We start from the raw sequence: 26,678 nt of genomic DNA, 5'->3' as shown, positions 1-26,678 counted from the left end.
CGTGGCGCCACATCCGCCCTGTCAGACCGAGGTTTCCATGCCGCCATCCCCCCGCCCCAAGATGACCGCCGCCGCCTGGGTGGTCGCGCTGCCCGTTCGCGCCTATCGGCTGCTGCTCAGCCCCTGGGTCGGGCATGGCTGCCGCTACCAGCCCACCTGTTCAGCCTATGCGATGGAGGCGCTGGAACGGCACGGCGCGCTGAAGGGCACATGGCTGGCGGCGAAACGGGTCGCCCGGTGTCATCCCCTGGGTGGGCATGGCTATGACCCTGTGCCCGGCGCCGACCCCGCCTATGACCGCGAACACCGTCACTGAAACGCGCCGAGACGGACCAGCCGCCAGGCAGGCTGGTCGCCCACCAGCCCCTGGATGCGGCGCGCGCGATCGTCGTCGGCCCAGTCATGCGCTTGCAGGACCTCGTCCAGGTTGACGGGTTCCGCGCGATACCGGTCGGCGACAAAGCTGTCGGGCGCGGCCTGGGCGGCCAACGCGGCCAGCGGATCGTCCCCGATCACCACCGCCCCGTCCAGATCGACCGACAGCAGCACCGCGCCCTGCCACTGCGGCGCGATCAGCACGGCGTCCGCGAAACTGGCGCCGGCCAGCGTCGCCTCGCGGAAATCCGCCGCGATCACCAGCGCCCGGTCGAACTGTGCCGCCATCGCGTTCGCCCCCCGGAATTCGCTATCCTCGATCAAGGCATCGGTGAAATCGGCGCCGATCAGGCGCGTGTCATACCCGCCCGGCTCTCGGGTGAAGGGCGCGCGCACATCGGCCGCGGGCAGGCGGCCCAGGCGGCTGCGCAGCACCTGACCGTGCCGGAACCGCAGGTTGGCCAGATTGGCGCCGCGAAAGTCGGTCTCGACCATTTGCCCATAGGACAGATCCGCATAGGCCAGATCGGCGTTCTGCATCGTCGCCGATCCGATGGTCAACCCCTGCGCCGAGGCGAAACTCAGATCGAGCCCGTAGAAGCTGAGCACCTCGGTCTCGCGCAAGCCGTTGACCAGCATCACGCGCAGCAACTGGCCGCGTTCGGGGCTGGCGGGGCGATCCACCAGATGCGGCGGGCCGTCGGAATCGACCCAGCCGTTCGTCTCGGCCATGCGGGCATAGGTCAGGGGCATGGCCTGGCGACGGGCCCGCATCGCCTGATGCACCAGATCGCTTTCATCCGCCTGGTGGTAGCCCGGGTCCAGAAACCGATACGGCCTGAGCGCCTGCGACACGGCGATGAGCCGGAACACGACGCTGCGCGCCAGGTCGGTTTCAGGGTGCAGCACAGGCACGATGGCCATCGGGCCGCGCTGCTCGACAGGGCCCATCGCGCGATCCACCGCCTCGCCCAGCAGCCCCGCGACCGCCGTCACCTCGACCGCCAGCGCGGCGTTGCGGGCGGCCTCGGCCAGTTCGGTCTGCTGCTCCAGCATCGCGTTCTGCTGCGTGATCCGGTCGTTTTGCACCGAAAGCAGCACAATCTGCTGCGCGATCAGGTCGTTTTGCTTGAACAGCAGCGCGGTGCCCGCCAGCGCCGCCATGGCTGCGATCAGCGCCGTCAGCGAGGTCATGATCCAGCGCCGCGTCGCCAGCCAGGCATAGCGCGCCATCGCCACCTGGATCAGCCGCCGGGCGGATTGCGCGGCGTGCTCGGGGTCGCGCCGGGCAGCGCCCTGGGCGACATCGGCAAGCGGGGTCGCGATCAGTTCGACCTGCGCCCGGGCGATGCCGAACAGTCGCGATAGCAGCCGGTCGCGCAGCAGATACAGCGCCAGCCCCGCCAGCGCCAGGACGCACAGCGCCACCAGAAACACGCCGGCGATGATGCCCGCGCTGTCTTGCAGAAAGCCCAGCCCCGAAAACGCCAGCAGGAACCCGGCGGCGATGCCAAAGCCGAAGAACAGGGTCGAGAAGGCAACCGAAAAGCGGCTGGCGCTGAGGTCCACAAGCAACTCTTCGGTCTGTTCCTGGTCCATCGCCCGCCCCGGTTGCCGATGGCTTGACGATGGCAAAGGAAACCCCCTATGGCAACCCGCAGGAGGGCCCGGCCCATGCGCGACGATGCAGACGATCTTCCCGGCGACGACATCCACGCGCTGTTCCACGGCGCGCCCAAGACGACCGAATTCCGCAAGCTGCGCAAGCGTCTGGTCCAGCAGGTGCGCGAGGCGATCGACACCTTCGGCATGGTGCGCCCCGGCGACCGCTGGCTGGTCTGCCTGTCGGGCGGCAAGGACAGCTACACCTTGCTGGCCATCCTGCACGAATTGAAATGGCGCGGCCTTTTGCCCGTCGATCTGCTGGCGTGCAACCTGGATCAGGGCCAGCCCGGCTTTCCCGCCACCGTCCTGCCCGAGTTCCTGACCCGCATGGGTGTGCCCCACCGGATCGAATACCAGGACACCTATTCGGTGGTCGTGGACAAGATCCCGCAAGGCCGCACCTATTGTTCGCTATGCTCGCGACTGCGGCGCGGCAACCTGTATCGCATCGCGCGCGAGGAAGGCTGCGCGGCCGTGGTCCTGGGCCACCACCGCGACGACATGCTGGAAACCTTCTTCATGAACCTGTTCCATGGCGGGCGCCTGGCCACCATGCCGCCCAAGCTGGTGAACGAGGACGGAGACCTGGCGGTGCTGCGCCCCCTGGCCCTGGTGGCCGAGGCCGATTGCGAGAAATTCGCGCGCGCCATGGGCTATCCGGTCATCCCCTGCGATCTGTGCGGCTCGCAGGACGGGTTGCAGCGGATGCAGGTCAAGGCGCTGCTGGACGAATGGGAACGCCGCACCCCCGGCCGGCGCAACGTGATGTTCAAGGCGCTGATGAACGTGCGCCCCTCGCATCTGGTGGACCCTGCGCTGTTCGATTTCGCCGGTCTCAGGCCGCGGGCGGCGCGGCTCGACACCCCCGACGCCCCCGATCGCGACAATTCGAACGAAATCCCGCTGCTGCGTTAAGGCTTCGCTCACCTCGGCCGCCCAGCCTGTCCCGACCGGATGGGTTCCGGCGGCAAGGGAATGGGCTCATGGGGTTTGTGAATGGCTGGCTCGGGCGGCGACCGGGGATCGGACGGCTGCTGACGGCCTGCGCCGTGCTGGCGCCCTCGACGATCCTGGCCACGACAACGCTGCCGGGCTGGACCGTCACGTCGCTGATCGTGGTGCAGGCCGCGCTGCTGTGGGCGGTGGTCCGCACCCCCCGGGGACGGGTTCCCGCCGGCGGGGGCCAGGCCCCGTTCCTGGACCGTGCGGCGGTGCTGGCGGCGCTGGCGCAACCGGGTGACGGCGCGCGGGGCGCCGCTCTGGCGGTGCGGATCGACGATGCCGACCGGGTGCGCCGGCTGCATGGCGACGCGGCCTTTGCGCTGTTGTCGCAGGAACTGGGCGACCGGTTGGGCCGGGCGTTGCGCGACCAGGACGTGTTCTGCGCGCTGGACGGCGACGGGTTCGGCATCGCCCTGTTTCCGCAGCGCGCTCTCGACCTTGGCGGGGTTCTGGCGATCGCCCAGCGCGTTCAGACCCGGTTGGCCCAACCCGTTCGTGGCGATCACCTGACGCTGTGGCCCAGCGTGTCCATCGGCTTTGCGACCAGCGCGCGCGCGGCCAGCCTCAACGGCCTGGACATGCTGCAAGCGGCCGAGGTCGCCGCGGAAAAGGCCCGCCGCGCGGGACCCGGCGGTCTGAGCAGCTATTCGGTCGTCGATTTCCCCGCCACGCTGAACGCCGATCATCTGGGCGCGCTGCGACGCGCCCTGACCGATGGCGAGATCCGCGCCTATTTCCAGCCCCAGATCCGCACCGACACCGGCCAGGTCAGCGGGTTCGAGGCGCTGGCGCGCTGGCAGCATCCGCAACGCGGCCTGATCTCTCCGGGTGAATTCCTGCCGCAAATCGAATCCGCCGGCCTGTCGCCCCTGCTGGCCGAACGGATGCTGCGCGACGCGCTCGACCTGCTCGTCTCGCTCGATCGCGGGGGGCACGCCGTGCCCAGCGTCTCGGTCAACCTGTCGGCCGAGGAATTGCGCAACCCGCGCCTGGCCGACGAGATCGGCTGGGAACTGGACCGCCGCGACCTGGCGCCCGAGCGGCTGTCCTTGGAAATCCTGGAGACCGTGATCGCCGAAGGCGACGACGACGTCGCCGTGCGCACCATTGCCCGCCTGGCGGCGATGGGCTGCGGCATCGATCTGGACGATTTTGGCACCGGCCATGCCTCGATCGCCCATATTCGCCGCTTTGCCGTCGGCCGGATCAAGATCGACCGCTCTTTTGTCACCAATCTGCACCGCGACCCCGACCAGCAGCGCATGGTCGCGGCCATCCTGTCAATGGCCGAGCGCCTGGGCATCGCCACCCTGGCCGAGGGGGTCGAAAGCGCGGGCGAGCAGGTTCTGCTGGCGCAGATGGGCTGCGACCATCTGCAAGGGTTCGCCATCGCCCGCCCGATGCCGGCCCAGGACCTGCCGGCATGGTTGCGCGCCCATACCGAGGCCCTGGAACGCGGCGAGCCCTGGTGCGAGGACACCGACGCCGCGCGCGCCGCCGATGGCACCGCCGGCTGAGCTCCCTGGCAAGGACCGGTCGGCCCGCGCGGGGCCCCGCCCACCCCGGGCGGCGCGGCCGGACGCCCCGGGACGGGAAAATTCCCCGCCCGTCACGCCGCGCCCCGGGGGAATCCGCTTGACCTTTGCGGGCAGGGCCTGTTGAACCGGCGCAGCACCGAAATCGCGCCCGGAAAGCCCCGATGGACGATCAAACAAAGAACCTGATCCTCGCCTTTGCCCTGAGCCTCGCGGTCATCATGGGCTGGTTCGCGCTGTTCCCGCCGCCACAGCCCGATCCCGCCGACACCGTCGCGCAAAGCGAACTGATCCCCCCGCCCTCGGCCGAGACGACGACCCCGGCCAGCGGCGACGCGACCCTGGCGCAGCCTTTGGAAGCCACGGCACGGATCGCCATCGATACGCCGCGCCTGACTGGATCGCTGGCGCTGACCGGCGGCCGCTTTGACGACATGCAGCTGCGCGACTACCGCGAGACCGTGGCCCCCGGCAGCGAGCTTGTGCACCTGCTGAATCCCAACGGCGGCGCGCGCCACCCCTTCTACGCCCTGTTCGGCTGGAGCCCGCGCGGTGCGCTGGATTACGACCATGTCCCCGGCCCCGCGACCCCCTGGCAACAGGTCGGCACCAACGCGCTGACCCCCGAGACGCCGGTGACGCTGCGCTGGGACAACGGCGCCGGGCTGATCTTCACCCGTGAGATCGCGGTGGACGACGGCTACATGTTCACCGTGACCCAGACGGTAGAGAACACCGGCGACACCCCGGTGCAGCTGGACCCCTACAGCATTCTGGCGCAACATGATGTGCCACCGGACATGCAACGCTACTACATCTCGCATGAGGGTCTGGTGCAGATGGCCGATGGCGCCCTCATCGAGGACAGCTACAAGACCATGCGCGACTATCCCGTCAGCGACCGCGAGCGGACCCCCGCGCGCGAGGCCGACGCGACCGAGAACGCCTGGATCGGCTTCACCTCGAAATACTTCATGGCCGCGCTGGTGGCGACGCCGGGCAATCCGGCGGCGGGTGTCGGCCAGTATGTGCCGGGCTCCGAGATTTACCAGGCCAGCCTGCGCCAGCCCACCGTCACGGTCGAACCGGGCCAGACCGCGACGGCGCAGTCGATGCTGTTCACCGGCGCCAAGGAATACGCCACGCTGACCGGCTACGCGGAAAGCCTGCACATCGACCGCTTCGTGGATGCGATCGACTGGGGCTGGTTCTTCTTCCTGACCAAGCCGATCTTCCTGGTGCTGAACTTCTATCACGGGCTGATCGGGAACATGGGCTGGGCGATCCTGGCGCTGACCTTGACGCTGAAGGCGCTGCTGCTGCCGCTCGCCTGGAAATCCTATGTCTCGATGGCGCGGATGAAGGAACTCCAGCCCGAAATGCAGGCGATCAAGGAACGCGCGGGCGAGGACCGGCAGAAACTGCAACAGGAGATGATGGCGCTCTACCGGGACCGCAAGGTGAATCCGGCCGCCGGTTGCCTGCCGATCATGTTGCAGATCCCGATCTTCTTCTCGCTCTACAAGGTGATCTTCGTCACCATCGAACTCAGGCAGGCGCCGTGGTTCTGGGTGTTCAACGACCTGTCGGCCCCGGACCCGACCTCGCTCTACAACCTCTTTGGCCTGATGCCCTGGGCCGCGCCCGAGACCGGCACGATGCTGGCGACGGTGTTCCTGGGTCTGCTGCCGCTGTTGTTCGGCACATCGATGTGGTTCCAGATGCGCCTGAACCCGGCGCCGGCGGACCCGATGCAGGCGACCATCTTCAACTGGATGCCGCTGGTGTTCATGTTCGTGATGGGCGGCTTTGCCTCGGGGCTGCTGATGTACTGGATCGGCAACAACATCATCACCTTTACCCAGCAATATCTGATCATGACGGCGCATGGCTCGCGGCCCGACATTTTCGGCAACATCCGGGCGTCGTTGAAAGTGCCAAAAGGCGGCAATAAGGGCGGCAAGGCCAAGTGAGCGGCGCCCGACTGGCCCATATCGTGCGGCACCCGGTGAAATCCGCCGGGTTCCAGACCGTGACCCGGGCGGCCCTGACAGAGGGCCGCCCGTTGCCCTTTGACCGCCTCTACGCGATCGCCACCGAAGCCGCCGGTTTCGACGCCGCGCCGGATGGCTGGGTGCCCAAGATGAACTTTGTCCGGGGCGCCGCCGAGGGGCATCTGCAAGCGATCCGCGCCACCTTTGACGAGACCACGGGCGCCCTGCGCCTGACCCACCCCGCGCGCCCGCCCTTCGCCGGCACCCTGCCCGCTTGCGGCCCCGCGCTGGTCGATTGGCTGCGGCCGCTCTGGCCCGCCAACCGCCCGGCCCCCCGCGCCCTGGTCGCGCGCCGGGACGGCGGCGCGCTGACCGATGTGCCGGGGCCCTGGATCGCGATCCTGAACCTCGCGTCGCTCGATGCGCTGGCCGGGCGGATGGGCCGGCCACTGTCCATACACCGGTTCCGCGGCAACCTGTGGCTGGACGGGCTGCCCGCCTGGACCGAATTCGACCGGATTGGCCACGAGATCGCCATCGGTCCCGCGCGCCTGCGCATCGAACAACGCATCACCCGCTGCGTCGCCACCGCCCACGACCCCGAGACCGGCGCCCCCGCGGGCGACACGCTGGCCGCACTCGAATCGGGTTGGGGGCACCGCGACTTCGGCGTTTACGCAACCGTGACGCGGGGCGGCGAGATCGCCCTGGACGACCCGGTGGAGATCCTGCCATGACCCTGCCCTTTCCCCTGACGCCCGAGCCCGACACCCTGACCGCCGAGACCGGCCGCAAGCTGTTCGCGGGCCCCGTCGATTTCGTCAAGGGCGTGGTGGCGATGCCCGGCCTGCCCCCGGCCGACCGGCTCGAGATCTGCTTCGCGGGCCGTTCGAACGTGGGGAAATCCAGCCTCATCAACGCGTTGACCGGGCGCAAGTCGCTGGCGCGGACGTCAAACACGCCGGGCCGGACGCAGGAAATCAACTATTTCGACGTCGGTGGGCAGCTTTATCTGGTGGACCTGCCCGGCTATGGCTTTGCCGAGGCCCCGGTGGCCGTGGTCCGCAAATGGCACGCGCTGCTCAAGGATTACCTGTCGGGGCGGGCGACGCTGCGGCGGGCCTTTGTGCTGATCGACATGCGCCACGGCATCAAGAAGGTCGATGAAGAGATCCTCGACCTGTTGAACAAGTCGGCCGTGACCTTTCAGGTCGTGCTGACAAAGGCCGACAAGATCAGCAAGGCCGAACAGGACCGAACGCTTGCGCAGGTGCGTGCCGCCCTGGCGAAACACCCCGCCGCCTATCCCGAGCTGCTTGTCACCTCGTCGGAAAAGGGCGAGGGTATCGCCACGCTTCGCGCGCTGATCGCCAGCATGGAATAACACTTCATGAGACAGCAGAACATGGATCGTGACTGGAAAGCCATCGCCCGCACCCTCTCCGAGGCCCTGCCCTATCTGCAACGCTTTTCCGGCGCCGTCGTCGTCGTGAAATTCGGCGGCAACGCCATGGGCGACGCCACCGCCATGGCCGAATTTGCCCGCGACATCGTGCTGATGAAACAGGTCGGGCTGAACCCGGTCGTCGTGCATGGCGGCGGGCCGATGATCAACGATCTCCTGGGCCGGCTGGGCATCAAGTCGGATTTCGTGCGCGGCAAGCGCGTGACCGACAAGGCCACCGTCGAGGTGGTCGAAATGGTGCTGACGGGGCTGGTCAACAAGCGCATCGTGCAGGCCATCATGGACGAGGGCGGCCGCGCGGTGGGCGTGTCGGGCAAGGATGACGACCTCATGGTCTGCGTCGCCGACGATCCCGAACTGGGCTTTGTCGGCAAACCCGTCGAAATGAACGTGCAGGTGCTGCGCGACCTGTTCAAGGCGGGCATCATTCCCGTCGTGGCGCCGGTCGCGACCGGCATGAGCGCGCTGGAAACCTTCAACGTGAACGGCGACACCGCCGCCGGCGCCATCGCCGGTGCGCTCAAGGCCGACCGACTGTTGCTGCTGACCGATGTGTCGGGCGTCAAGGACAAGGACGGCAATGTCCTGACCGAAATCCACCCCGACCAGGTGCGGGAGATGATCGCCGACGGCACCATCGTCGGCGGCATGATCCCCAAGACCGAGACCGCCTTGCAGGCGATCGAGGAAGGGGTGCGCGCGGTGGTCATCCTGGACGGGCGGGTGCCCAACGCCTGCCTGCTGGAACTGTTCACCGAACTCGGCGCCGGGTCGATGATCCGCGCCACGCCCTCGCGCGTGACGCTGCGTGCCCACGATTGACCCGCTGGGCGCGCTCTGCGCCGAGGGGTTGCTGGCACTGGCGGTGACCGGGCCGGACGCGGACTTCTGCCCGCCCGGCACCCAGTCCCTGGTTCTGGTCGGCCCCGAGGGCGGCACGACCTGGTGGTCGCGCGTCACGGCCGCGCCCGAATGGCACGACGGCGCCCCCGATCCCCTGGACCGATGGTCGAAGCGCGTGCTCGGCGCCATCGCCGAGCGATTCGGCGGAACGGCACTGTTCCCTTCGGACGGGCCGCCCTGGCCACCGTTCTTTCGCTGGGCGCTCGATAGCGGGCGGCTGTGGCAATCGCCGGTGGGAATGCTGGTGCATCACGATTGCGGGCTCTGGGCCTCGTTCCGGGGGGCGCTGGCGCTGCCCCTCGCGGTCCACCTTCCGCCTGCCGAAAACCCCTGCGACACCTGCGTGGACAGGCCCTGCACGCGCGCCTGCCCGGTCGCCGCGCTGTCCGCCACGGCCTATGACACCGCGCGCTGCCACGCCTATCTGGACAGCACGGCGGGTCGGGACTGCATGACGCATGGTTGTGCCGCGCGCCGCGCTTGCCCCGCCGGGGAAAGCCATGCAAGACTGCCGGAACAAAGCGCCTATCACATGAGCCGGTTCCACCGATGAGCAAACGCCTGATCCTGACGCGGCACGCCAAATCCAGTTGGGATGACCCGACGATGGCCGACCATGACCGCCCACTGAACGAACGCGGCAAGACCGCCTCTGCCGATCTCGGCGAATGGCTGGCCTCGCGCGGGTATGTTCCCGACGAGGTTCTGTGCTCGGACGCGCTGCGCACCCGCAAGACGTGGTCCGGCATCGCCCCGGCCCTGCCCGGCACGCCGATCCTGACGTTGAAGCCCGCGCTCTATCACGCCGGGCCCGATGTGATGCTGGCGGTGCTGAAACACGCCACCACGGACACGGTGATGATGATCGGCCACAACCCGGGCATCGCGGAATTCGCCGAACGCATCGTGGCACAGGCGCCGATGAATCCCGAGTTCCGCCGCTATCCGACGGGCGCGACCCTGGTCGCCTCGTTCGAAATCGACAGCTGGAAGGACATCGCCTGGGGTCAGGGCGCGGTGCGCGACTTCATCGTCCCCAGCGAGATCGGCGGCTGAGTCGCCCCTGGCCGCCCGCGCGGGCCCCCAGCCCGCGCCGGGCGCTTGTTCCCGAAATCCGCGTCACAGGGAAACCCTGTCCCGCGCCGGGCCCGGGCCCGGTGAACGGCTGTTCCCGGCCGGGCGCCCTGGGTGGAACAGGGGCCTTATTATTTTCGTTATATTGCAATGACTTGATGTGAGGGCCAGATTGACGGCACCAGAAACCCTTTGCCCGGGACGCCGCCATGACCCTGATTGTGCACCCCCAAGACTGGCTGTTCGGCCTGGCCGGAGGGTTGATGATCGGCCTTGCCGCCGCGCTGTTGTTGTTGGGCAACGGGCGGATCATGGGGGCCAGCGGCATCGTGTCGAACGCCCTGAACGGCGCCGGCCCGCGCACCCTGCGCGAGGATCTGCCGTTTCTGCTGGGCCTGATCGGCGCCCCCGCGCTGGCCGTGCTGGCGCTGGGTGCGCCTGACAGCCACGTCTCGGGCGACCTGCCGATGCTGGCGCTGGCGGGCATTCTGGTCGGCGCGGGCACCAAACTGGCGAACGGCTGCACCTCGGGGCACGGGGTGTGCGGCATGTCGCGGTTCTCGCTGCGCTCGATCGTCGCGACGGCCTGCTACCTGGGCGCCGGGGCCGTCAGTTTCTTCGTCGCCCGCCACCTGCTGGGAGTGATCTGACATGCGATCCGCAATCGCCGGCGCCGCGGGCGCCCTGTTCGGCCTGGGCCTGCTGGTGTCGGGCATGACCGACACCGCCAAGGTGCAGGGCTGGCTGGACGTGACCGGAGAATGGGACCCGACGCTGGCCTTTGTGCTGGGCGGCGCGATCCTGCCGATGCTGCTGGCCTGGCGCCTGGCGCGGCGGCGCCCGGCGGCGCTGACCGGGGCGCTGATCCCGCCGATGCCGCGCCAGACCCTCGACGCGCGCCTGCTGGGCGGTTCGGTGCTGTTCGGCGCGGGCTGGGCGCTGTCGGGCTTTTGCCCGGGCCCGGCCCTGGCCGCCCTGGGCTGGAGCGGCGCCGGCGGGCTGATCTTCACGCTGGCCATGGCGGCCGGCATGATCGCGGTGCGCGCCCTGCCCGCCGTGACGCCGCGCCCGGCCTGACCCCTGCGCGATGGGATGGGCGCCAATGCCCATCCCGGCGCCGCGTCAGTCGGTCACCACCGGATGTGCGGTCAGGGCCACGACCTGCCCCTCGCAATCGGGCCCGATCCCGGCCGCGTTCGCCTCGTCCGTATCGATGTGCATTTCGGTGAAGGCCGTCGGCTGCACCCGCACCAGGGTCCGGCCAAAGGTCAGCGCGCGCTCGCCCTCGCCGATGCGCACCTGCACCTCTTGCCCGTCGTGCAGCCCCATCGCAGAGGCGTCGTCCGGGTTGATATGGATGTGCCGCGCGGCGACGATCAGCCCGTCGGTGTCGATCTGACCGGCCGGCCCCGCGATGCGGATCGTCGGCGTTCCGTCCAGATGCCCCGAATCGCGAACCGGCGCATCGATCCCCAACGCGAAACTGTCGGTGCGCGACACCTCGATCTGCGTGGCCTTGCGCAGCGGGCCCAGGATCGCGACATGCTCGATCCGACCCTTGGGCCCGATCAGCGTGACGCGCTCTCTGGCCGCCCAGTTGCCGGGTTGGCGCAGGGGCTTGTCCACCGTCAGCGCATAGCCGTCGCCGAACAGCGCCTTCAGCGAGGCCGCACACAGATGCACATGCCGCCCCGAGACCGCCACCGGCAAGGGCCGTGGCGCCGCCGCGGGGCGTTGCAGGTGCCCGGCGACCTCGCGCGCGATCTGCAACTGTTCGGCGGTTTCGGTGACGATCACCGCCACGCGCGCGCCGTAGGCCTGGATCTGCGGCGCCGCGTGGTCGTGCAGGTCCACGGCCATGTTGCGGTCATGGTCCAGCCTGAGGCCCATGAAATCCAGCCCGTCGCAGATCCGCCGCCGCATCGAGGCCGAGTTTTCACCGATGCCGCCGGTAAAGATCACCGCGTCCACACCCCCCATCGCCGCCGCATAGGCGCCGATGTATTTGCGCACCCGATAGGCGTATAGGTTGATCGCCAGTTGCGCCGCCGGGTCGCCCGCCGCCGCGCGGTCCTCGACGTCGCGCATGTCGGCGCTGCCGGTCAGCCCCTTGAGGCCGCTGTCGCGATTGAGCCCCTCTTCGATGGCCTCGATCGACAGACCCAGTTGCCGGTGCAGATAGCCGAACGCCCCCGGGTCGATATCGCCCGAGCGCGTGCCCATGACCAACCCCTCAAGCGGCGTCAGACCCATCGAGGATTCGAGGCTGCGCCCCAGGTTGACCGCGCAGGCGCTGGCGCCGTTGCCCAGATGCACCGAAATCAGCCTGAGGTCGCCCAGCGGGCGGTCCAATGCCTCGGCCGCGCGTCGGGCGACATATTTGTGCGAGGTGCCGTGAAACCCGTAGCGCCTGAGCCCGGCGTCGCGCCAGGCGCCGGGCACCGCATAGGTCGTGACGCGGGGCGGATTGGTCAGGTGAAAGGCGGTGTCGAACACGCCCACTTGCGGCAGATCAGGCCAGACCTTGCGGGCAACGCGAACGGCCTCGAGGTTGGCGGGGTTGTGCAGGGGGGCAAGCGGGGTCAAGGCTTCGATCCGCGCCAGCGTCGCGTCGTCCAGCAGGGCGGGCTGCGCGAAATCCGCGCCGCCATGAGCGATCCGGTGGCCGACGGCGTCCAGCCCGTCCAAACCCCAGTCCGCCAGAACCCCCGGAACCGCCGCCGTCGCGGCCGCCAGATCGGGATAGGGCGCCGCCCCCGATTCGCGCCGGGTCCCGGCCTCGAACCGGGCCTGGCAGCCGCCGTCGCGAAACCGCTCGAAGGCGCCCTTGAACACCTGGACGGTCGCCGCGCCCTGGTGGTCGAACACGCCGAATTTCAGGCTGGAACTGCCCGCGTTGAAAACCACGATGCGCATCACGAGTCCCTCCGATCTGGCCGCAGGATAGTGCCCCCCGGCCGATGACGACAGCATGACCCACGGTCACGGACCGGGCAATCGCACCCGCCGCGCAGAGGTCAGTTTTCCGCGCCGGGTTCGGCCTCGTCCTCAGGGGATTCGTCTGGCACGGGAATGGCATAGTCCCCCCGGAACCAGCGCGCCAGGTCCACATCCGCGCAGCGCCGCGAGCAGAAAGGCCTGTAGGCCTGGACCGTGGGCTTGCCGCATTGCGGGCAGCGGCCGCTCATGCCAGCCACTCGCGCAGGATCGGGCGGTCGCGCCGCCGGGTCAGTTCGAAATTGCCCAAGGGCGTCCAGCCAGCCAGCGACGCCTCGCCCGCGTCGGCGCGAAAGGCCTTGTTCAGGACCTGCTCAAGCACATGGCGGTCGCGTTTCGGGCAGGGCGCGAAATCGACCAGCACCATGCCACCGAGGCCGCGCAGCCTGAGTTGCCGGGGCAGGTCGCGCGCCGCCGCGATCGAGGCCTTGAGCCCGGCCGCGGGCGATGTGTCCGCGCCGGTGTTCACATCGACCGCGATCAGGGCACGCGTTGGTTCGATCATCATCGTCGCGCCACCGTCGAGCGCAACGCAGGGCTGACGCAGGGCCTCGATCTGATCGAGGGCACCGCACACTTCCAGCGCGTCGGCGCTATCCTCGACGGCATCCACGTCGCCCCAGTCGCGCCAGGCCAATTCATGCGCACCGGGCGCATCGACCAGCAATTCGGGCGGCCCGTCGAGATCGGCCAGAACGGCCTCGGCCAAGGCGCGCATCTGGGCGATGTCCTCGGCGATCTCGGCGTCGTCGGCCGCGACGCAGACCGACCGCAGAATGAGGCCCAGCGACGGGTCCGCGCCCTGCATCGCCGCATCCGCCAGCGCGCTCAGATCCGCGCGCGCCCCGTCATCGCGAATCGCGCGCGACACGTTGAGCCCCGGTGCCTCGGGCGTGACGATGGCATAGCGGCTCTTGAACAGCAGGCGTTGCGTCAGCGGCAGGGCCTTGCCCGGTTCGGTGACGCCGGTGACCTGCACCAGGATGCGCTGCCCGGGCGCCAACCCCTTTGGCGCGCGCAGAAACCCGGACTCGCCGTCGGGCAGTTCGATGAACACGCCGCCCAGCCCCTTGACCGGCCGTCCGACCACGCCGCGCAGGATCGCGCCTGGGGCGATGCCGTCGGGGTCCAGGGCCAGATCCTCGATCCGGCCGTCCACCATCAGCGCCGCCACCGCGCGCCCGCCGATCTGGCCCAATGCGATCAGACTGCCCTTCATGCGCGCCACCCCGCCGCGTTGAGCAGGGCCGCGGTTTCCGCCAGCGGCAGGCCGACAACGGCGCTGAAACTGCCCTGAATCCACGGGATGAAAGCCCCCGCGCGGCCCTGGATGCCATAGCCGCCGGCCTTGCCCCGCCATTCGCCGCAGGCCAGATAGCCGTTCAGTTCGTCATCCGACAGGCGCTTCATCTTCACCGCCGTTTCGACCTCGCGGGTCCAGAGCCGGTCCCCGTGCCGGACGGCGACGGCGGTGATCACCTGATGGCGGCGCCCGCCCAGCAGGGTCAGGAATTGCGCGGCTTCGACAGCGTCGCGCGGTTTTCCCAGGATGCGGCGGCCCAGCGCCACCGTGGTATCGGCGCACAGCACGACCTCGTCGGGCGCGCAGTCCAGCGCCAGCGCCTTTTCCCGCGCCATGCGGGCGCAGTAGGGACGCGGCAATTCGCGCAAACCGGGCGTTTCATCGATATCGGCGGGGCGCACGGCGTCAGGCGCGATCCCCAGTTGCGCCAGCAGGTCCAGCCGCCGGGGGCTGGCCGAACCCAGGACCAGACGCATCACTTGAAGCGATAGTTGATCCGGCCCTTGGACAGATCGTAGGGGGTCATCTCGACCTGAACGCGGTCGCCCGCCAGGACGCGGATGCGGTTCTTGCGCATCTTGCCTGCCATCGTCGCAATAATCATATGGCCGTTTTCCAGCTCGACCCTGAATGTCGCGTTCGGCAGGAGTTCCTTGACGACACCGGGAAATTCGAGCGTGTCTTCCTTGGCCATAGTCACTCCGAAAGCAATGGATATTGGCCCGCACAAGGCAGGCGCGGCCTACATGCGCCTTCGTTTCGGGAAATTCAAGGTTTAACTTGCTCCCCGCCGAGCGGTCGGTCAGACCGCCCCGATCACCCTGAGGGGCGTGGCCAGCCGGTCGGCCTGCTCGGGCCAGTGCGCCAGGTTCAGGACGCCGCCATCAGCGCGCGTCCGGGCCACCAGATCGCGCGAGACGGTGGCCAGAACCCAGCCGGGTGCGTCCATCCGACCCTCGGCCAGGATCCCCTCGGCCGGCCAGTCGCGGTCCGGGGGCCCATAGATCGACGCGCGGCCGGTGCTGTCCTCGACTCCGACGCACCACGCGGCGTTCCCGACCAGGGGCGCGTGGACCACGGCGCACTGGTTTTCCAGCGCGCGCGCCATCGATCCGACCCGCACCCGCGTGAAACCCGCCAGCGACTCGGTGCACGAGGGCGCCAGCAGGATCTCGACCCCGGCCTCGGCCAGGGCGCGGCCCAGCAGCGGGAATTCGCTGTCATAGCAGATGACGACACCCAGGCGCCCCAGCTCGGTGTCGAACACGGCCAAACCGTCGGCCCCTGGGACCACGTCCCACGCCTCGCGTTCGAAGCGGGTCATGATCTGCTTGTCCTGGTGGCCGATCACGCCGCCGGGGCCGAACAGGGTGGCGCGGTTGACCGGACGGTTGCCCGTGAACACGGGTCCCGACGGGCCGAGGATATGCACCCCGTGCTCGGCAGCGAGGCGGGCAAACAACGCATCCACCCGGGGCCGGTGACGCGCGACCTCGGACAGCGCCCCTTCGAGATCGGCGGCGATGGCCGGCCCGCCCAGGCTGGCCAGCTCCATCGCGCCGTATTCGGGAAAGACCAGAAGCTGCGCGCCCTGCCCCGCGGCTTCGGCCACCCAATGCGCGGCCTTGGCCTCGAACCCGGCGAAATCGTCGAACCAGTCCAGCGGATAGGCGGCGGCGGCAATGGTCACGTCCCGGGTCATGTCAGATCTCGCATCCAGAATTGCAGCGGTTTCGCGCTGTCCATGCTATCGCCCAGATCCCTCCAGCGAAAGGTTGCAATCACGCCGGGCAGGGGCGCGTAGCCGCGGGCGCGCCAGAAGGCATCGAGCGGGCGATAGCCGGCCGGACGCGCGGGATGGTCAGCGGGGCGCTGCACGGCACAGAATGCGACATGGGGCCGGCCCAGAGACCGCGCCTGCCCCTCGCGGATATCAAAAAACCGATGTCCGACACCCTGGCCGCGAAACTCGGGCAGCAAAACGGATTCAGCACAATAGAATATGTCAGACAATGGAATCCCGGTCTGCGCAAAGGGCGCGGCGAAGTCTTCGGCGTGATCCTCCATCGGGGTGCCGGTCGCCGCGCCGACCAGGCGCGGGCCGTCGAACGCCCCCGCCAGCACCGCGCGGGGGTTGTCGCGGTAGGGCGCCAGATAGGCGCGCTCGTAATCCAGGTCGCCGTCATAGAGATAGGGCCAGTCGCGAAACACCGCGATCCTGAGCCGTGCGACATCGTCCAGCGCGGCCTCGAGCGCGGCGCCGGACAGCGCCTGCACCCTCATGCGCTGACCTGCCGGATCCAGTCTTGCAGGTTGTAATAGGTCGTCACCCGGGTGATGCGCCCGTCCTTGAGCGTGAAGAACCCGCCCGCCGGCAGCACATAGGTCTGGCCGTGGGCCTCGGGCAGGCCGGGGTCGGTCTGAAGATAGGTGCCGTTGACTGTGAATTCCGCCGCGCCACGCCCGCCATCGGCGCTGGCAAAGACCACCAGGTCCGTCAGCGTTTCGCGGTAGGTTTCGGACATGTGCGCGCAGAAATCGGCAAAGGCCTGCTTGCCCGGCCGCGCCGCGCCCTCGTTGACATGATGGGTGAAATCGTCGTGCAGACAGTCGATCATGGCCGCGGTGTCGCCGCGGTTGAACGCGTCGTAATAGGCCTGAAGGGTCGCTCGGGCGGTATCGGCTGGGGTCATCGGGGTCTCCAACAATGCAGAGGCAGGATAGCCGCCCGGCAGGCGCAAGCGGCGCGGAAAGCGACACCTGTCAGGCCGTGGGCGGCCCGAAGCGTTCCTGCATCCGGTGCACGATCTGGTCGCGGGTCTGACGATAGGCCTGTAGCTTTGTCTCGCGGGTTTCGCCCAGGCCGGTGGGGTCCATGATCGGCCAGTATTCGACGTTCACATGCGCGTAGCGCGTCAGTTCCAGCGCCGCGCGCTGGCTGGCAGGGCTGAGCGCGACGATCAGATCGAAGCCGGAAAGATCGTCGCCCCATTCCTGCATCTCGTCGAAACTGCGGGTGCGGTGGCGGTCCAGCGACACGCCTTTCTCGGCGCTGACGGCGACAGCGAAACCGTCGATGTCCGTTTCACCATGCACGCCTGCGGACTGCACATAGGCGCGCTGACCGTAGAGCTTTTTCATGAAGCCTTCGGCCATGGGCGAGCGGACCGAGTTGTGGTCGCAGCAGAACAGGACAGACTGGGGGAAACCCTGGTCCAAGATCACGACCCGTGGTTAAGGACGGAAATCAGGGTGAAAAGGCGCCGCGCGGTATCGAGGTCGATTTCGGCCTTGCCTTCGAGCCGCTCTTGCAAGACGCGCGCGCCCTCGTTGTGGATCCCGCGCCGGGCCATGTCGATCGCTTCGATCTGGCTGGGGGGCAGGCGTTTGACGGCGTCGAAATAGCTGGCGCAGATCTGGTCGTAATCCTTGATGACCTGCCGGAACGGACCCAGGGACAGGTGGAATTCCGCCACCTTGTCGCCGGCCTCTTGCGCGATATCGACCACCAGCCGCCGATCGCGGATTGCCAGTGCCAGCCTGTAGGGCCCCTGGGGCACGGTGCGGTCGTCGCGGGCCGGCAGGGCAAAGCTGTTGTCCTCGAGCAGGTCGAACACCGCGACGCGACGCTCCTGTTCCATCTCGGGCGTGGGGGCGGGCAGATCGGATTCGTCGATGTCGATATGGCAGATGCGGTTCATGCGTCGGTCTTTCATCACTGTCGCCATGGTGATGCCCCAGCCCCCGCCCCGGATCAAGGCGCTTTGCCGTTGCAAGGCGCGGGTCGCGGCGCTAGCGTGCCCATGAGCAAGCGGCGATGGCGTCGCCGCAGGGCCCCGGACGGGACCCGATGCTCGCGGCCCTTCGGACGGGGCCGCATCGTCCTGCACGCCGGGATCTTTCGGGGTCCCGCGATGCCGAGACCCCTGGCCAGAGGTCTGACAATGACGATGACGATGACGACGATGACGGCGGCGGAACGTCCCGCCTTTTACCGCTTCCATCAGGGGTCGCGCGTGCTGCCCTTCGCCGCCGAGGAATACGACACGCGCCTTGCCGGCCTGCGCGCCGCCATGGCCGACCAGGGGGTCGAAGCCTGCGTGTTCACCTCGATGCAGGCGATCGCCTATTATTCCGGGTTTCTCTATTGCAGCTTTGGTCGGCCCTACGGGCTGGTGGTCACCGCCACCGACAGCGTCACGATCAGCGCCGGCATCGACGCCGGGCAGCCCTGGCGACGGTGCCATGGCGACAACATCACCTATACCGACTGGGCGCGCGACAACTACTGGCGCGCGGTGCGGTCGGTGACGGGGACCGGGCGGGTGATCGGCCATGAGGGCGACCACCTGACCCTGGTGCAGTCGCAAAAGCTGGACGCGTTCCTGGGGCCACGCGCGCGGGTGGACATGGCCCCCGCGTCGATGCGCCAGAGGATGCTGAAATCGCCCGCCGAGATCGCCCTGATCCGGGCCGGGGCGAACACCGCCGACGTGGGCGGCTACGCGATTCGCGAAGCGATCGCGCCGGGTGTGCGCGAGATCGACGTGGCGATGGCCGGGCGCGACGCGATGGAGCGCGAGATCGCCCGGCGGTTCCCCGAAGCCGAGTATCGCGACACCTGGGTCTGGTTCCAGTCGGGTCTCAACACCGACGGCGCGCACAACCCGGTCACCGCGCGGCGGATCGAGGCGGGCGACATCCTGTCGCTGAACAGCTTTCCGATGATCTCGGGCTATTACACGGCGCTGGAGCGGACGTTGTTCGCGCGCGACGTGGACGCCGCCTCGCTGGCGATCTGGGAGGCGAATGTGGCGGCGCATGAATACGGCATGAGCCTGCTGCGGCCCGGGGTCTCGTGCGCCGAGGTCACGGCGAAGATCAACGACTTTTTCGCCGGGCGCGACCTGCTGCAATATCGCACCTTTGGCTATGGCCATTCCTTCGGCGTGCTGTCGCATTATTACGGGCGCGAGGCGGGGCTGGAGCTGCGCGAGGACATCGACACCGTGCTGGAGCCCGGGATGGTGATCTCGATGGAGCCGATGCTGACGATCCCCGAGGGGCAGCCGGGCGCGGGTGGATACCGCGAGCACGACATTCTGGTGATGACCGAAACCGGCGCCGAGAACATCACGCATTATCCCTATGGGCCGGGGTTCAACGTGGTCGGGTGACGGGGGGCGCGGGGGCGGGACGGATCGGGCGGCGGTTTCGCCCTCGGCCGGGAGGCTTCCAGCCTCCAGCCCTCGGGCGATCCGGTGGGGGGCGCTGCCCCCCACACCCCCCGGGATATTTCGGGCACAAAGACGGGGTTCCCGGGCGGATGCGCGGCGGCCGCCGGGATCAGGGAGCCACGCGATCGAGGAGAGTTTCGACCTGTGGGCCCAGCGCCTGCACCACGAGCGCGACGCCGCGGGCATTGGGGTGGATCATGTCGCCCTGCATGAGGTCGGTGACCGGCGTCCCCGCGTCGCGTGCCGCGGCGATCGGGGCGAGCAGATCGGGCAGCAGCAGGGTGTCATGGGCGGCCGCGAGGTCCGGAAAGAGCGCGGCGAAGGCGCTTTGGAACGCGGGGCCGTAGTTGCCGGGCGCCGGGAGCCCGACCAGCAGCGCGGGGATGCCCTCGGCCTCGAGGCGGGTGAGGATCGCGTCGAGATTCGCGCGGCTCAGCGCCGGGTCGATGCCTCGCAGCAGGTCGTTGCCACCGAGCGCCACGATCATCGCGTCGGGGCGGTCGGCGAGCACCCAGTCCAGCCGTTGCAGCCCGCCCGAGGTGGTATCGCCCGACACCCCGGCATTGACGACGCGGACCGCGCGGCCCTGCGCATCGAGCCAGGCCTGCAACTGCGGCACCAGCCCCTGCCCTTGTTCGAGCCCATAGCCCGCTGTCAGCGAATCGCCCAGCGCGGTGACGGTGAGGTCCCGGGCACGGGCGCCCGAGGCGGCGGAAACGGCGACGGCGGCGGCGAAAAGCATGAAAATCAGCGCCGGCAGGCGCTTGCCTGCCCGCCGCGCGACCCCATATCCGCTGGATGCGTTGCAAAGGATTGATTTCATGACCGAACCCGTTCTGTCCCTCGAGGATGCAAGGCTGACCTTGCAGGGCAATGCCGGCCCTGTCGAGATCCTGAAGGGCATCTCGCTGCAAGTTGAGGCCGGGCAGTCGCTGGGTCTGGTGGGGCCTTCGGGGTCCGGAAAGTCCTCGCTTCTGATGCTGATGGGGGGGCTTGAGCGGGCCACCGGGGGGCGGGTTCTGGCGCTGGGCCAGGACCTGGGCGTGATGGACGAGGACGCGCTGGCCCGGTTCCGGCGGGGCACGATGGGGGTGGTGTTCCAGAGCTTTCACCTGATCCCGACGATGACCGCGCTGGAGAATGTCGCCGTGCCGCTGGAACTGGCCGGCCGGCGCGACGCGTTTGACGCCGCCGAGGCCGAACTGGAGGCCGTGGGCCTGGCCGCGCGGCGGCACCATTATCCGGCGCAACTGTCGGGCGGCGAGCAGCAGCGCGTGGCCCTGGCGCGCGCCGCGGCGCCGCGCCCGGCGTTGCTGCTGGCGGACGAGCCGACCGGCAATCTGGACGGGACGAACGGTCAGGCGATCATGGACCTGTTGTTCGGGCTGAGGGACCGCCACGGGGCGACGCTGGTTCTGGTCACGCACGCCCCCGAGCTGGCGGCGCGTTGCGACCGGGTGGCGCATCTGCGCGACGGCCGAATCGAGCGGCTGGAGGCCGGCGCATGAGCCAGCGCGCGCATCACGGCGGGACCCTGCGGTCGGCCGCCCGTCTGGCCCGGCGCGAATTGCGCGGGGGCATCGCCGGGTTCCGCATCTTTCTGCTGTGCCTGATCCTGGGCGTGGGGGCGATTGCCGCCGTGGGATCGGTGCGCGCCGCGATCGAGACCGGGTTGCAGCGCGAAGGTCGCGCGCTGCTGGGAGGCGACGCCGAACTGCGGCTGACCTATCGCTTTGCCAGCGAGGCCGAGCGCGCCTGGCTGACCCGCGAAAGCGCCATCTGGGGCGAGGTGGTCGATTTCCGGTCGATGGCGGTCACGCCCGGGGGCGAGCGCGCGCTGACGCAGGTCAAGGCGGTCGATGCAAGCTGGCCGCTGGTCGGCGCCCCGCAACTGGAGCCCGCGATGCCGATGGCCGAGGTCCTCGCCGGGCGCGACGGGCTGCCGGGCGGCGCGATGGACCCGATCCTGATCGACAGGCTGGGCCTGCGTCCGGGCGATCATTTCCGGCTGGGCACGCAGGATTTCGTGCTGATGGCGGCGGTCCTGCGCGAACCGGATTCGGTCGGCGGGGGCTTTGGCCTGGGGCCGCGCACGCTGGTGGCGACGGACGCGCTGCGCGAGGCGGGGCTGCTGGGCGCGGGCTCGTTGTTCGACACGTCGTATCGCCTGGTCCTGCGCGCCGGCGACACGCCCGCGCGGGTGCGCCAGAGCCTGATCGACACCTTCCACGACGCCGGTATCCGCTGGCGCGATTCGAGCCGGGCGGAACCCGGTGTGGCGCGGTTCGTGGACCGGATCGGTGCCTTTCTGGTGCTGGTCGGGCTGGCCGGGCTGGCGGTCGGCGGGATCGGCATCTCGGCCGCTGTGCGGGCCTATCTGGATGCCAAGACGGGCGTCATCGCCACGTTGAAGACGCTGGGCGCCGAGGGGCGCGTCATCTTCGCGACCTATCTGATGCAGATCGGGGTGCTGACGGCGCTGGGCGTGACGCTGGGCGTCGCGCTGGGGGCAGGCGCGGTGCTGGTCGCGGCGCCGCTGGTGCAGGACCGGCTGCCGGTGCCGTTGGCGGTGGGCCTCTATCCCGGACCGTTGGCCGAGGCCGCGCTCTACGGTGTTCTGACGGCCTTGGTGTTCACCCTGTGGCCCCTGGCCCGGGTCGAGCGGGTGCGCGCCGCCGCCCTGTTTCGCGGCATTGGCGTCGAGGCCCGGGCCTGGCCCAGGCCCGGCCCGCTTCTGGCGTTGGCGCTGGCCACGGCGGCGCTGGTGGCGGCGGCGGTGTGGTTCTCGGATGCCTGGCAACTGGCGCTGGGGGCTGCGGCCGGAATCGCCGGGGCGCTGGTCCTGCTGTGGCTGGTGGCGCAGGGGTTGCGCGGGGTGGCGCGACGTCTGGCACGCAGCCGGATGCTGCGCGGACGGCCCGCGCTGCGGCTGGCGATCGCGGCCGTGGGCAACCCGCGCGAGGGGGCGGTGGCCGTGGTGCTGTCGCTGGGACTGGGCCTGAGCGTGCTGGCCGCGGTGGGGCAGATCGACGCCAATCTGCGCGGTGCGATCACCACGCAGATGCCGGCCCGGGCGCCCTCGTTCTTCTTTCTGGACATCCAGCCCGGTCAACTGGCGACCTTCACCGAACGTCTCGGGGCGTTCGACGGGGTCGCGGATATCGAAACCGCGCCGCAATTGCGCGGTGTCATTAGCGCCATCAACGGCCGCCCGGCACGCGAATACGGCAGCCACTGGGTGCTGCGGGGCGACCGGGGCGTGACCTTTGCCGAGGATCAGGGCTCCTATCGGCTGACCGAGGGCACCTGGTGGCCCGCCGGATACGATGGCCCGCCGCTCATCAGTTTCGGCGCCGAGGAAGGCGCGGAACTGGGGTTGAAACTGGGCGACACGATCACCGTGAACGTGCTGGGCCGCGACATCACCGGCACCATCGCCAATTTTCGCGACCTGGATTTCCGCACCGGCGGCATCGGTTTTGTCATGGTGTTCAGCCCCGGCGCCTTTCAGGGCGCGCCCTATACGCTGATCGCGACGGCGCGCGCACCCGCCGGCAGCGACGGGGCGATCCTGCGCGCCCTGGGCGAGGCGTTTCCCAACGTCACGGCGATCCCGATCCGCGAGGCGGCCGCGCGGGTGGGCGAGGCGCTGGCAGGGCTGGCGGCGGCGACCTCGCTGGCGGCTCTGGCGACGCTGGCCACCGGCTTTGTCGTGCTGGTCGGGGCGGCCGCGGCGGGCGAGCGCGCGCGATTGTTCGAGGCGGCGGTTCTGAAGACGCTGGGCGCCACCCGCGCCACGGTTCTGGCCAGTTTCGCGCTGCGCTCGGCGTTGATGGGCGCGGCGGCGGGGTTGGTCGCCATCGGCGCGGGGGCGTTGGCGGCCTGGGCGGTCCTGGTGCCGGTGATGGAGCTGGAGTTCCACCTGGCCTGGGGTCCGGCGGTGCTGATCGTGTCGGGGGGCGTCGCGGCGGTGCTGGCGACGGGTGCGCTGTTCGCGTTGAGGCCGCTGGCGGCACGCCCGGCCGGAGTGTTGCGGGCGAACGGGTGAGGCGGGGGGCTGCGCGCCCCCCGCACCCCCCGCCAAAGGGGGGCACGCCCCCCTTTGGAAACCCCGTGCGTATTTCCGACAAGATGATGCGCGCGGGGTTTTCGTTTGCCGTGCGGGGCGCTATGCGGAGGGGATGCAGCGCCTGACCCTCACCGCCATTCCGGATCTTTTCACCCTGCCCTATGACGAGGTGATCGACGTGCGCTCGCCTTCGGAATATGCCGAGGATCATGTGCCGGGGGCGGTGAACCTGCCGGCGCTGGACGACAATGAGCGCGCGCGCGTCGGCACGGTCTATGTGCAGGACAGCCGGTTCCTGGCGCGGCGCATGGGCGCGGCGCTGGTCGCGCGCAACGCCGCGCGGCATCTGGAGGGGTATCTGGCCGACAAGCCGGCCGATTACAGACCCCTGGTCTATTGCTGGCGCGGCGGGCAGCGGTCGGGCTCGATCGCGCTGATCCTGGGGCAGATCGGCTGGCGGGTGGGCGTGCTGGAGGGTGGCTGGCGCGCCTGGCGCAAGCTGGTGCAGCAGGCGCTTTACGAGGCCCCCTTTCCGGCGCCGGTGCTGGTTCTGGACGGCAACACCGGCACCGCCAAGACCGCGATCCTGAACAAGGTGGCGGCGTTGGGCGGGCAGGTGCTGGACCTGGAAGGTCTGGCGCGCCATCGGGGCAGTCTGTTCGGGCTGGAACCCGGGATCGAGCAGCCCGCGCAGAAGGGGTTCGAAAGCGCGCTGGCGCTGCAAATGGCCCGGCTCGACCCCACGCGCCCGGTTCTGGTCGAGGCCGAGTCCAACCGGATCGGCGCGATCCGGCTGCCGCCCGGCCTGTGGGCGGCGATGCGCGCCGCGCCGCGGGTCGAGATTGCCGCGCCACTGGCCGCGCGGGCCGAATGGCTGACGCGGGCCTATGCCGATGTGACGGGCAATGCGGGCGAGTTGGCCGCGCGGATCGACGCGCTGTCGCCCTATCAGTCGCGCGAGACCATCGCCCATTGGCAGACGCTGGCGCAAGCGGGTGATTTCGCGCCGCTCGCCGCGCAACTGATGCAGGCGCATTACGACCCGCGCTATGCCCGCACGCGCCTCAGGCAGGCGGGAACGGTGCAGCAGGTGCTGACGACAGACAGCCTGAGCGACGCCGCGCAGGACGCGCTGGCCCGGCGGATCGCTGCGCTATTGGGCTGACGCCCCGCGCGCGGCCTTTTCGGCCAGGCCCGAGGTCCCCTCGCGGCGGGTCAGTTCGGCCTCGATATCGGCCAGGGTCACGCCGCGTGCCGCGCACATCACCAACAGGTGAAAGACCACGTCGGCGGCCTCGGCCGTCAGGCGGGCGCGGTCGCCGCGGACGGCCTCGATCACCGCCTCGATGGCCTCTTCGCCGAATTTCTCGGCGCATTTCTCGGGGCCCTTCGCGAACAGCTTGGCGGTCCATGAGGTTTCGGGGTCGGCACCCTTGCGGGACTCGACCGTGGCGGCAAGCCGGGCGATGGCGCTCATGTCAACCTCTTGCGATCAGAGCCGGACGGGGATGCCGGCGGCGGCCATATGGGCCTTGGCCTGGCCGATGGTATAGGTTCCGAAGTGGAAGATCGAGGCCGCCAGCACCGCCGAAGCGTGCCCCTGCGTCACCCCCTCGACCAGGTGGTCCAGCGTGCCGACGCCGCCCGAGGCGATGACCGGGATCTCGACCGCGTCGGCGATGGCGCGGGTCAGCGGCAGGTTGAAACCCGATTTCGTGCCGTCGCGGTCCATCGAGGTGAGCAGGATTTCGCCCGCCCCCCTGGCCGCCACGGTGCGGGCGAATTCGACCGCGTCGATGCCGGTGGACCGGCGCCCGCCGTGGGTGAAGATTTCCCACCGGCCCGGTGCGACCGTCTTGGCGTCGATGGCGACGACGATGCACTGGCTGCCGAAGCGGTCGGCGGCCTCGGCCACGACATCGGGGTTGGCCACGGCGGCCGAGTTGAAGCTGACCTTGTCGGCCCCCGCCAGAAGCAGCGCGCGCACGTCGTGGTGGCTGCGCACGCCGCCGCCCACGGTCAGCGGCATGAAGCATTGCTCGGCCGTGCGGGTGACCAGGTCGAACATGGTGCCGCGATTCTCGTGCGTGGCGTGGATGTCCAGAAAGCACAATTCGTCCGCGCCGGCGGCATCGTAGGCCTTGGCCGCCTCGACCGGGTCGCCGGCATCGATCAGATTGACAAAATTGACGCCCTTGACGACGCGGCCGTCGGCCACGTCCAGGCAGGGAATGATGCGGGTCTTCAGCATGTGCGGGCTCCTTGCCCCTTCCCTAGCGCCAGTCGGGGCGGGGGAAAAGCCCGATCGCACGGGCGGCGGCGCCTCAGTCCCGGGTGCGGCGCGCCAGTGCGATCAGCGCCAGGACGATTCCCAGCGCCATTCCGGCCAGCGCCAGGGGCGCGCCCAGCAACCCCAGCCAGCCGGCCAGCGCGACGCGGTGCAGCGCGGCGTTGTCCAGCACCGGCGCCGCCAGGTCGAGGGCCAGAGGCGTCAGCCCCACCAGAATCATCATCGCCGCCAGCATCCAGAGCCCGCGCATCGGCCTGCCTTTCCCTTGGCGGCAGTCTGCGCGCCCCACCCGGGCGCTGCAAACCCACGAGCCCGTGAACGGGCATTTGCAGGCGGCCTCCCGCCGAGGTAGAACCCCGCCATGACCCTGACACGCTTTCTGCCCCTGCTGCTGGCCGCGGCCTGCACCATGACCACGCCGCAAACCCCACCGACCGGGGCCGAGCGGATCGCGGCCGAATGCGCCCTGCTGGCCACCGCCGCCACGCGCATGGTGGCCCCGCCGCCCGGCCTGTTCGAGGGCTGCCCCGACCACGCCGGCGCGCAGGACATTCGCCCGCTCGAAGTGCAGACCAATTCGCTGCGCATGGCCGGCGCCGCCCCCTTGCCCGAGGGGGTCCTGCCCGGCACCCGTGCCGAGACCGTGTTCCGGCGCATGATTACCCGGGGCGTCGCGCCCGGGTTGGCGGCGCAATTGGCCGGTTCACCGGAATTTGCCGCCGCCATCCGGTAACCGCGGGTCCCCGGGGCTGGACACCACCGTTCGACA

The 26,678-nt window shown here is 69.6% G+C and carries 31 protein-coding genes; 16 read left to right on the top strand and 15 right to left on the bottom strand.

The features are described 5' to 3' along the window. Positions 1-61: 61 nt before the first annotated feature. Positions 62-316 carry a membrane protein insertion efficiency factor YidD gene (gene yidD, locus H6900_07870; GenBank protein MCC0073194.1) on the top strand — a complete coding sequence of 85 codons (255 nt, stop codon included), beginning with the start codon at positions 62-64 and terminating at the stop codon, positions 314-316. Here the strand turns inward: yidD and H6900_07865 are convergent. Continuing rightward, on the bottom strand, positions 310-1,974 hold the full coding sequence (locus H6900_07865) for a pentapeptide repeat-containing protein (GenBank protein ID MCC0073193.1): 1,665 nt from the start codon (positions 1,972-1,974) through the stop codon (positions 310-312). The two genes, yidD and H6900_07865, sit on opposite strands and share 7 nt — an antisense overlap. A gap of 75 nt (positions 1,975-2,049) precedes the next feature. On the opposite strand from H6900_07865, the gene ttcA reads away from it, so the two are divergent. The 10 genes from ttcA to H6900_07815 all read left to right on the top strand — a co-directional run bounded on the left by ttcA (position 2,050) and on the right by H6900_07815 (position 11,090). Next, positions 2,050-2,955: a tRNA 2-thiocytidine(32) synthetase TtcA gene (gene ttcA / locus H6900_07860; protein ID MCC0073192.1), complete on the top strand. Its 906-nt coding sequence runs from the start codon at positions 2,050-2,052 to the stop codon at positions 2,953-2,955. A gap of 68 nt (positions 2,956-3,023) precedes the next feature. After that, positions 3,024-4,559, top strand: coding sequence for a GGDEF domain-containing protein (locus H6900_07855; GenBank protein ID MCC0073191.1), 1,536 nt, complete (start codon positions 3,024-3,026; stop codon positions 4,557-4,559). A 182-nt stretch (positions 4,560-4,741) separates the two neighbouring features. Continuing rightward, a complete protein-coding gene (yidC, locus tag H6900_07850) occupies positions 4,742-6,550 on the top strand; it encodes a membrane protein insertase YidC (GenBank protein MCC0073190.1) in 1,809 nt (602 codons plus the stop codon). After that, positions 6,547-7,308 carry an MOSC domain-containing protein gene (locus H6900_07845; protein MCC0073189.1) on the top strand — a complete coding sequence of 254 codons (762 nt, stop codon included), beginning with the start codon at positions 6,547-6,549 and terminating at the stop codon, positions 7,306-7,308. Before yidC ends, H6900_07845 begins: the two co-directional genes overlap by 4 nt. Next, positions 7,305-7,955: a YihA family ribosome biogenesis GTP-binding protein gene (locus H6900_07840; protein MCC0073188.1), complete on the top strand. Its 651-nt coding sequence runs from the start codon at positions 7,305-7,307 to the stop codon at positions 7,953-7,955. The genes H6900_07845 and H6900_07840 overlap by 4 nt, the downstream gene beginning before the upstream one ends. A 6-nt stretch (positions 7,956-7,961) precedes the next feature. Further along, positions 7,962-8,858 carry an acetylglutamate kinase gene (gene argB, locus H6900_07835; GenBank protein ID MCC0073187.1) on the top strand — a complete coding sequence of 299 codons (897 nt, stop codon included), beginning with the start codon at positions 7,962-7,964 and terminating at the stop codon, positions 8,856-8,858. Further along, entirely contained in the window at positions 8,845-9,492 is a 648-nt protein-coding gene (locus H6900_07830; GenBank protein ID MCC0073186.1) for a ferredoxin, read from the top strand. Before argB ends, H6900_07830 begins: the two co-directional genes overlap by 14 nt. After that, on the top strand, positions 9,489-9,995 hold the full coding sequence (locus tag H6900_07825; GenBank protein ID MCC0073185.1) for a histidine phosphatase family protein: 507 nt from the start codon (positions 9,489-9,491) through the stop codon (positions 9,993-9,995). Before H6900_07830 ends, H6900_07825 begins: the two co-directional genes overlap by 4 nt. A gap of 227 nt (positions 9,996-10,222) precedes the next feature. Continuing rightward, positions 10,223-10,663 carry a YeeE/YedE family protein gene (locus H6900_07820; protein MCC0073184.1) on the top strand — a complete coding sequence of 147 codons (441 nt, stop codon included), beginning with the start codon at positions 10,223-10,225 and terminating at the stop codon, positions 10,661-10,663. A 1-nt stretch (position 10,664) separates the two neighbouring features. Then, complete coding sequence (locus H6900_07815) at positions 10,665-11,090, top strand: hypothetical protein (GenBank protein MCC0073183.1); 426 nt, start codon at positions 10,665-10,667, stop codon at positions 11,088-11,090. Between the two features lie 45 nt (positions 11,091-11,135). Here H6900_07815 and H6900_07810 read toward each other — a convergent pair whose 3' ends face one another. From H6900_07810 to H6900_07765, 10 genes are all read right to left on the bottom strand, one after another. Next, positions 11,136-12,929 carry an acetate/propionate family kinase gene (locus H6900_07810; protein ID MCC0073182.1) on the bottom strand — a complete coding sequence of 598 codons (1,794 nt, stop codon included), beginning with the start codon at positions 12,927-12,929 and terminating at the stop codon, positions 11,136-11,138. Positions 12,930-13,030: 101 nt separating this feature from the next. Then, positions 13,031-13,201 carry a DNA gyrase inhibitor YacG gene (yacG, locus tag H6900_07805; protein ID MCC0073181.1) on the bottom strand — a complete coding sequence of 57 codons (171 nt, stop codon included), beginning with the start codon at positions 13,199-13,201 and terminating at the stop codon, positions 13,031-13,033. Beyond that, on the bottom strand, positions 13,198-14,229 hold the full coding sequence (locus tag H6900_07800; GenBank protein MCC0073180.1) for a ribonuclease E/G: 1,032 nt from the start codon (positions 14,227-14,229) through the stop codon (positions 13,198-13,200). Before H6900_07800 ends, yacG begins: the two co-directional genes overlap by 4 nt. Next, on the bottom strand, positions 14,226-14,789 hold the full coding sequence (gene maf / locus H6900_07795; protein ID MCC0073179.1) for a septum formation protein Maf: 564 nt from the start codon (positions 14,787-14,789) through the stop codon (positions 14,226-14,228). The genes H6900_07800 and maf overlap by 4 nt, the downstream gene beginning before the upstream one ends. Then, on the bottom strand, positions 14,789-15,007 hold the full coding sequence (infA, locus tag H6900_07790) for a translation initiation factor IF-1 (GenBank protein MCC0073178.1): 219 nt from the start codon (positions 15,005-15,007) through the stop codon (positions 14,789-14,791). Before infA ends, maf begins: the two co-directional genes overlap by 1 nt. 108 nt (positions 15,008-15,115) lie before the next feature. After that, a complete protein-coding gene (locus H6900_07785) occupies positions 15,116-16,003 on the bottom strand; it encodes a carbon-nitrogen hydrolase family protein (GenBank protein ID MCC0073177.1) in 888 nt (295 codons plus the stop codon). Between the two features lie 8 nt (positions 16,004-16,011). Next, positions 16,012-16,596, bottom strand: a complete 585-nt coding sequence (locus tag H6900_07780; protein ID MCC0073176.1) for a GNAT family N-acetyltransferase — start codon at positions 16,594-16,596, stop codon at positions 16,012-16,014. Further along, a complete protein-coding gene (locus tag H6900_07775; GenBank protein ID MCC0073175.1) occupies positions 16,593-17,006 on the bottom strand; it encodes a nuclear transport factor 2 family protein in 414 nt (137 codons plus the stop codon). The genes H6900_07780 and H6900_07775 overlap by 4 nt, the downstream gene beginning before the upstream one ends. A 70-nt stretch (positions 17,007-17,076) precedes the next feature. Further along, a complete protein-coding gene (locus tag H6900_07770; GenBank protein MCC0073174.1) occupies positions 17,077-17,532 on the bottom strand; it encodes a low molecular weight phosphatase family protein in 456 nt (151 codons plus the stop codon). 2 nt (positions 17,533-17,534) lie between these two features. After that, positions 17,535-18,014 (bottom strand): UPF0262 family protein, encoded by a 480-nt coding sequence (locus H6900_07765; GenBank protein ID MCC0073173.1) that lies wholly within the window; start codon positions 18,012-18,014, stop codon positions 17,535-17,537. Between the two features lie 264 nt (positions 18,015-18,278). Between H6900_07765 and H6900_07760 the strand changes: the two genes are divergently transcribed. Continuing rightward, on the top strand, positions 18,279-19,490 hold the full coding sequence (locus H6900_07760) for a M24 family metallopeptidase (protein ID MCC0073172.1): 1,212 nt from the start codon (positions 18,279-18,281) through the stop codon (positions 19,488-19,490). 169 nt (positions 19,491-19,659) lie between these two features. Here H6900_07760 and H6900_07755 read toward each other — a convergent pair whose 3' ends face one another. After that, complete coding sequence (locus H6900_07755; protein MCC0073171.1) at positions 19,660-20,373, bottom strand: arylesterase; 714 nt, start codon at positions 20,371-20,373, stop codon at positions 19,660-19,662. Between H6900_07755 and H6900_07750 the strand changes: the two genes are divergently transcribed. The 3 genes from H6900_07750 (at position 20,372) to mnmH (ending at position 24,784) form a co-directional block, all read left to right on the top strand. Continuing rightward, a complete protein-coding gene (locus H6900_07750) occupies positions 20,372-21,058 on the top strand; it encodes an ATP-binding cassette domain-containing protein (GenBank protein MCC0073170.1) in 687 nt (228 codons plus the stop codon). The two genes, H6900_07755 and H6900_07750, sit on opposite strands and share 2 nt — an antisense overlap. 26 nt (positions 21,059-21,084) lie before the next feature. Continuing rightward, positions 21,085-23,598, top strand: a complete 2,514-nt coding sequence (locus tag H6900_07745) for a drug:proton antiporter (GenBank protein MCC0073169.1) — start codon at positions 21,085-21,087, stop codon at positions 23,596-23,598. A 133-nt stretch (positions 23,599-23,731) separates the two neighbouring features. Next, positions 23,732-24,784: a tRNA 2-selenouridine(34) synthase MnmH gene (gene mnmH, locus H6900_07740; GenBank protein MCC0073168.1), complete on the top strand. Its 1,053-nt coding sequence runs from the start codon at positions 23,732-23,734 to the stop codon at positions 24,782-24,784. Here the strand turns inward: mnmH and H6900_07735 are convergent. The 3 genes from H6900_07735 to H6900_07725 all read right to left on the bottom strand — a co-directional run bounded on the left by H6900_07735 (position 24,773) and on the right by H6900_07725 (position 26,159). Beyond that, a complete protein-coding gene (locus H6900_07735; GenBank protein ID MCC0073167.1) occupies positions 24,773-25,096 on the bottom strand; it encodes a phosphoribosyl-ATP diphosphatase in 324 nt (107 codons plus the stop codon). The genes mnmH and H6900_07735 overlap by 12 nt on opposite strands. Positions 25,097-25,111: 15 nt before the next feature. Then, entirely contained in the window at positions 25,112-25,870 is a 759-nt protein-coding gene (gene hisF / locus H6900_07730; GenBank protein MCC0073166.1) for an imidazole glycerol phosphate synthase subunit HisF, read from the bottom strand. 73 nt (positions 25,871-25,943) lie between these two features. Next, positions 25,944-26,159, bottom strand: coding sequence for a hypothetical protein (locus tag H6900_07725; GenBank protein MCC0073165.1), 216 nt, complete (start codon positions 26,157-26,159; stop codon positions 25,944-25,946). A 111-nt stretch (positions 26,160-26,270) separates the two neighbouring features. On the opposite strand from H6900_07725, the gene H6900_07720 reads away from it, so the two are divergent. Beyond that, positions 26,271-26,642, top strand: a complete 372-nt coding sequence (locus H6900_07720; protein MCC0073164.1) for a hypothetical protein — start codon at positions 26,271-26,273, stop codon at positions 26,640-26,642. Positions 26,643-26,678 lie beyond the last annotated feature (36 nt).

It is taken from the genome of Rhodobacter sp., from assembly GCA_020637515.1.
Lineage (GTDB): Bacteria > Pseudomonadota > Alphaproteobacteria > Rhodobacterales > Rhodobacteraceae > Pararhodobacter.
This window is presented reverse-complemented; position numbering and strand designations above follow the sequence as displayed.

Bases quoted from the DNA above. Each gene is read 5' to 3' on its own strand.
- yidD (MCC0073194.1), top strand. From the start codon at position 62: ATGACCGCCGCCGCCTGGGTGGTCGCGCTGCCCGTTCGCGCCTATCGG.
- H6900_07865 (MCC0073193.1), bottom strand. From the start codon at position 1,974: ATGGACCAGGAACAGACCGAAGAGTTGCTTGTGGACCTCAGCGCCAGC.
- ttcA (MCC0073192.1), top strand. From the start codon at position 2,050: ATGCGCGACGATGCAGACGATCTTCCCGGCGACGACATCCACGCGCTG.
- H6900_07855 (MCC0073191.1), top strand. From the start codon at position 3,024: ATGGGGTTTGTGAATGGCTGGCTCGGGCGGCGACCGGGGATCGGACGG.
- yidC (MCC0073190.1), top strand. From the start codon at position 4,742: ATGGACGATCAAACAAAGAACCTGATCCTCGCCTTTGCCCTGAGCCTC.
- H6900_07840 (MCC0073188.1), top strand. From the start codon at position 7,305: ATGACCCTGCCCTTTCCCCTGACGCCCGAGCCCGACACCCTGACCGCC.
- argB (MCC0073187.1), top strand. From the start codon at position 7,962: ATGAGACAGCAGAACATGGATCGTGACTGGAAAGCCATCGCCCGCACC.
- H6900_07825 (MCC0073185.1), top strand. From the start codon at position 9,489: ATGAGCAAACGCCTGATCCTGACGCGGCACGCCAAATCCAGTTGGGAT.
- H6900_07820 (MCC0073184.1), top strand. From the start codon at position 10,223: ATGACCCTGATTGTGCACCCCCAAGACTGGCTGTTCGGCCTGGCCGGA.
- H6900_07815 (MCC0073183.1), top strand. From the start codon at position 10,665: ATGCGATCCGCAATCGCCGGCGCCGCGGGCGCCCTGTTCGGCCTGGGC.
- H6900_07810 (MCC0073182.1), bottom strand. From the start codon at position 12,929: ATGCGCATCGTGGTTTTCAACGCGGGCAGTTCCAGCCTGAAATTCGGC.
- yacG (MCC0073181.1), bottom strand. From the start codon at position 13,201: ATGAGCGGCCGCTGCCCGCAATGCGGCAAGCCCACGGTCCAGGCCTAC.
- H6900_07800 (MCC0073180.1), bottom strand. From the start codon at position 14,229: ATGAAGGGCAGTCTGATCGCATTGGGCCAGATCGGCGGGCGCGCGGTG.
- maf (MCC0073179.1), bottom strand. From the start codon at position 14,789: ATGCGTCTGGTCCTGGGTTCGGCCAGCCCCCGGCGGCTGGACCTGCTG.
- infA (MCC0073178.1), bottom strand. From the start codon at position 15,007: ATGGCCAAGGAAGACACGCTCGAATTTCCCGGTGTCGTCAAGGAACTC.
- H6900_07780 (MCC0073176.1), bottom strand. From the start codon at position 16,596: ATGAGGGTGCAGGCGCTGTCCGGCGCCGCGCTCGAGGCCGCGCTGGAC.
- H6900_07775 (MCC0073175.1), bottom strand. From the start codon at position 17,006: ATGACCCCAGCCGATACCGCCCGAGCGACCCTTCAGGCCTATTACGAC.
- H6900_07765 (MCC0073173.1), bottom strand. From the start codon at position 18,014: ATGAACCGCATCTGCCATATCGACATCGACGAATCCGATCTGCCCGCC.
- H6900_07760 (MCC0073172.1), top strand. From the start codon at position 18,279: ATGACGGCGGCGGAACGTCCCGCCTTTTACCGCTTCCATCAGGGGTCG.
- H6900_07750 (MCC0073170.1), top strand. From the start codon at position 20,372: ATGACCGAACCCGTTCTGTCCCTCGAGGATGCAAGGCTGACCTTGCAG.
- H6900_07755 (MCC0073171.1), bottom strand. From the start codon at position 20,373: ATGAAATCAATCCTTTGCAACGCATCCAGCGGATATGGGGTCGCGCGG.
- mnmH (MCC0073168.1), top strand. From the start codon at position 23,732: ATGCAGCGCCTGACCCTCACCGCCATTCCGGATCTTTTCACCCTGCCC.
- H6900_07735 (MCC0073167.1), bottom strand. From the start codon at position 25,096: ATGAGCGCCATCGCCCGGCTTGCCGCCACGGTCGAGTCCCGCAAGGGT.
- hisF (MCC0073166.1), bottom strand. From the start codon at position 25,870: ATGCTGAAGACCCGCATCATTCCCTGCCTGGACGTGGCCGACGGCCGC.
- H6900_07725 (MCC0073165.1), bottom strand. From the start codon at position 26,159: ATGCGCGGGCTCTGGATGCTGGCGGCGATGATGATTCTGGTGGGGCTG.
- H6900_07720 (MCC0073164.1), top strand. From the start codon at position 26,271: ATGACCCTGACACGCTTTCTGCCCCTGCTGCTGGCCGCGGCCTGCACC.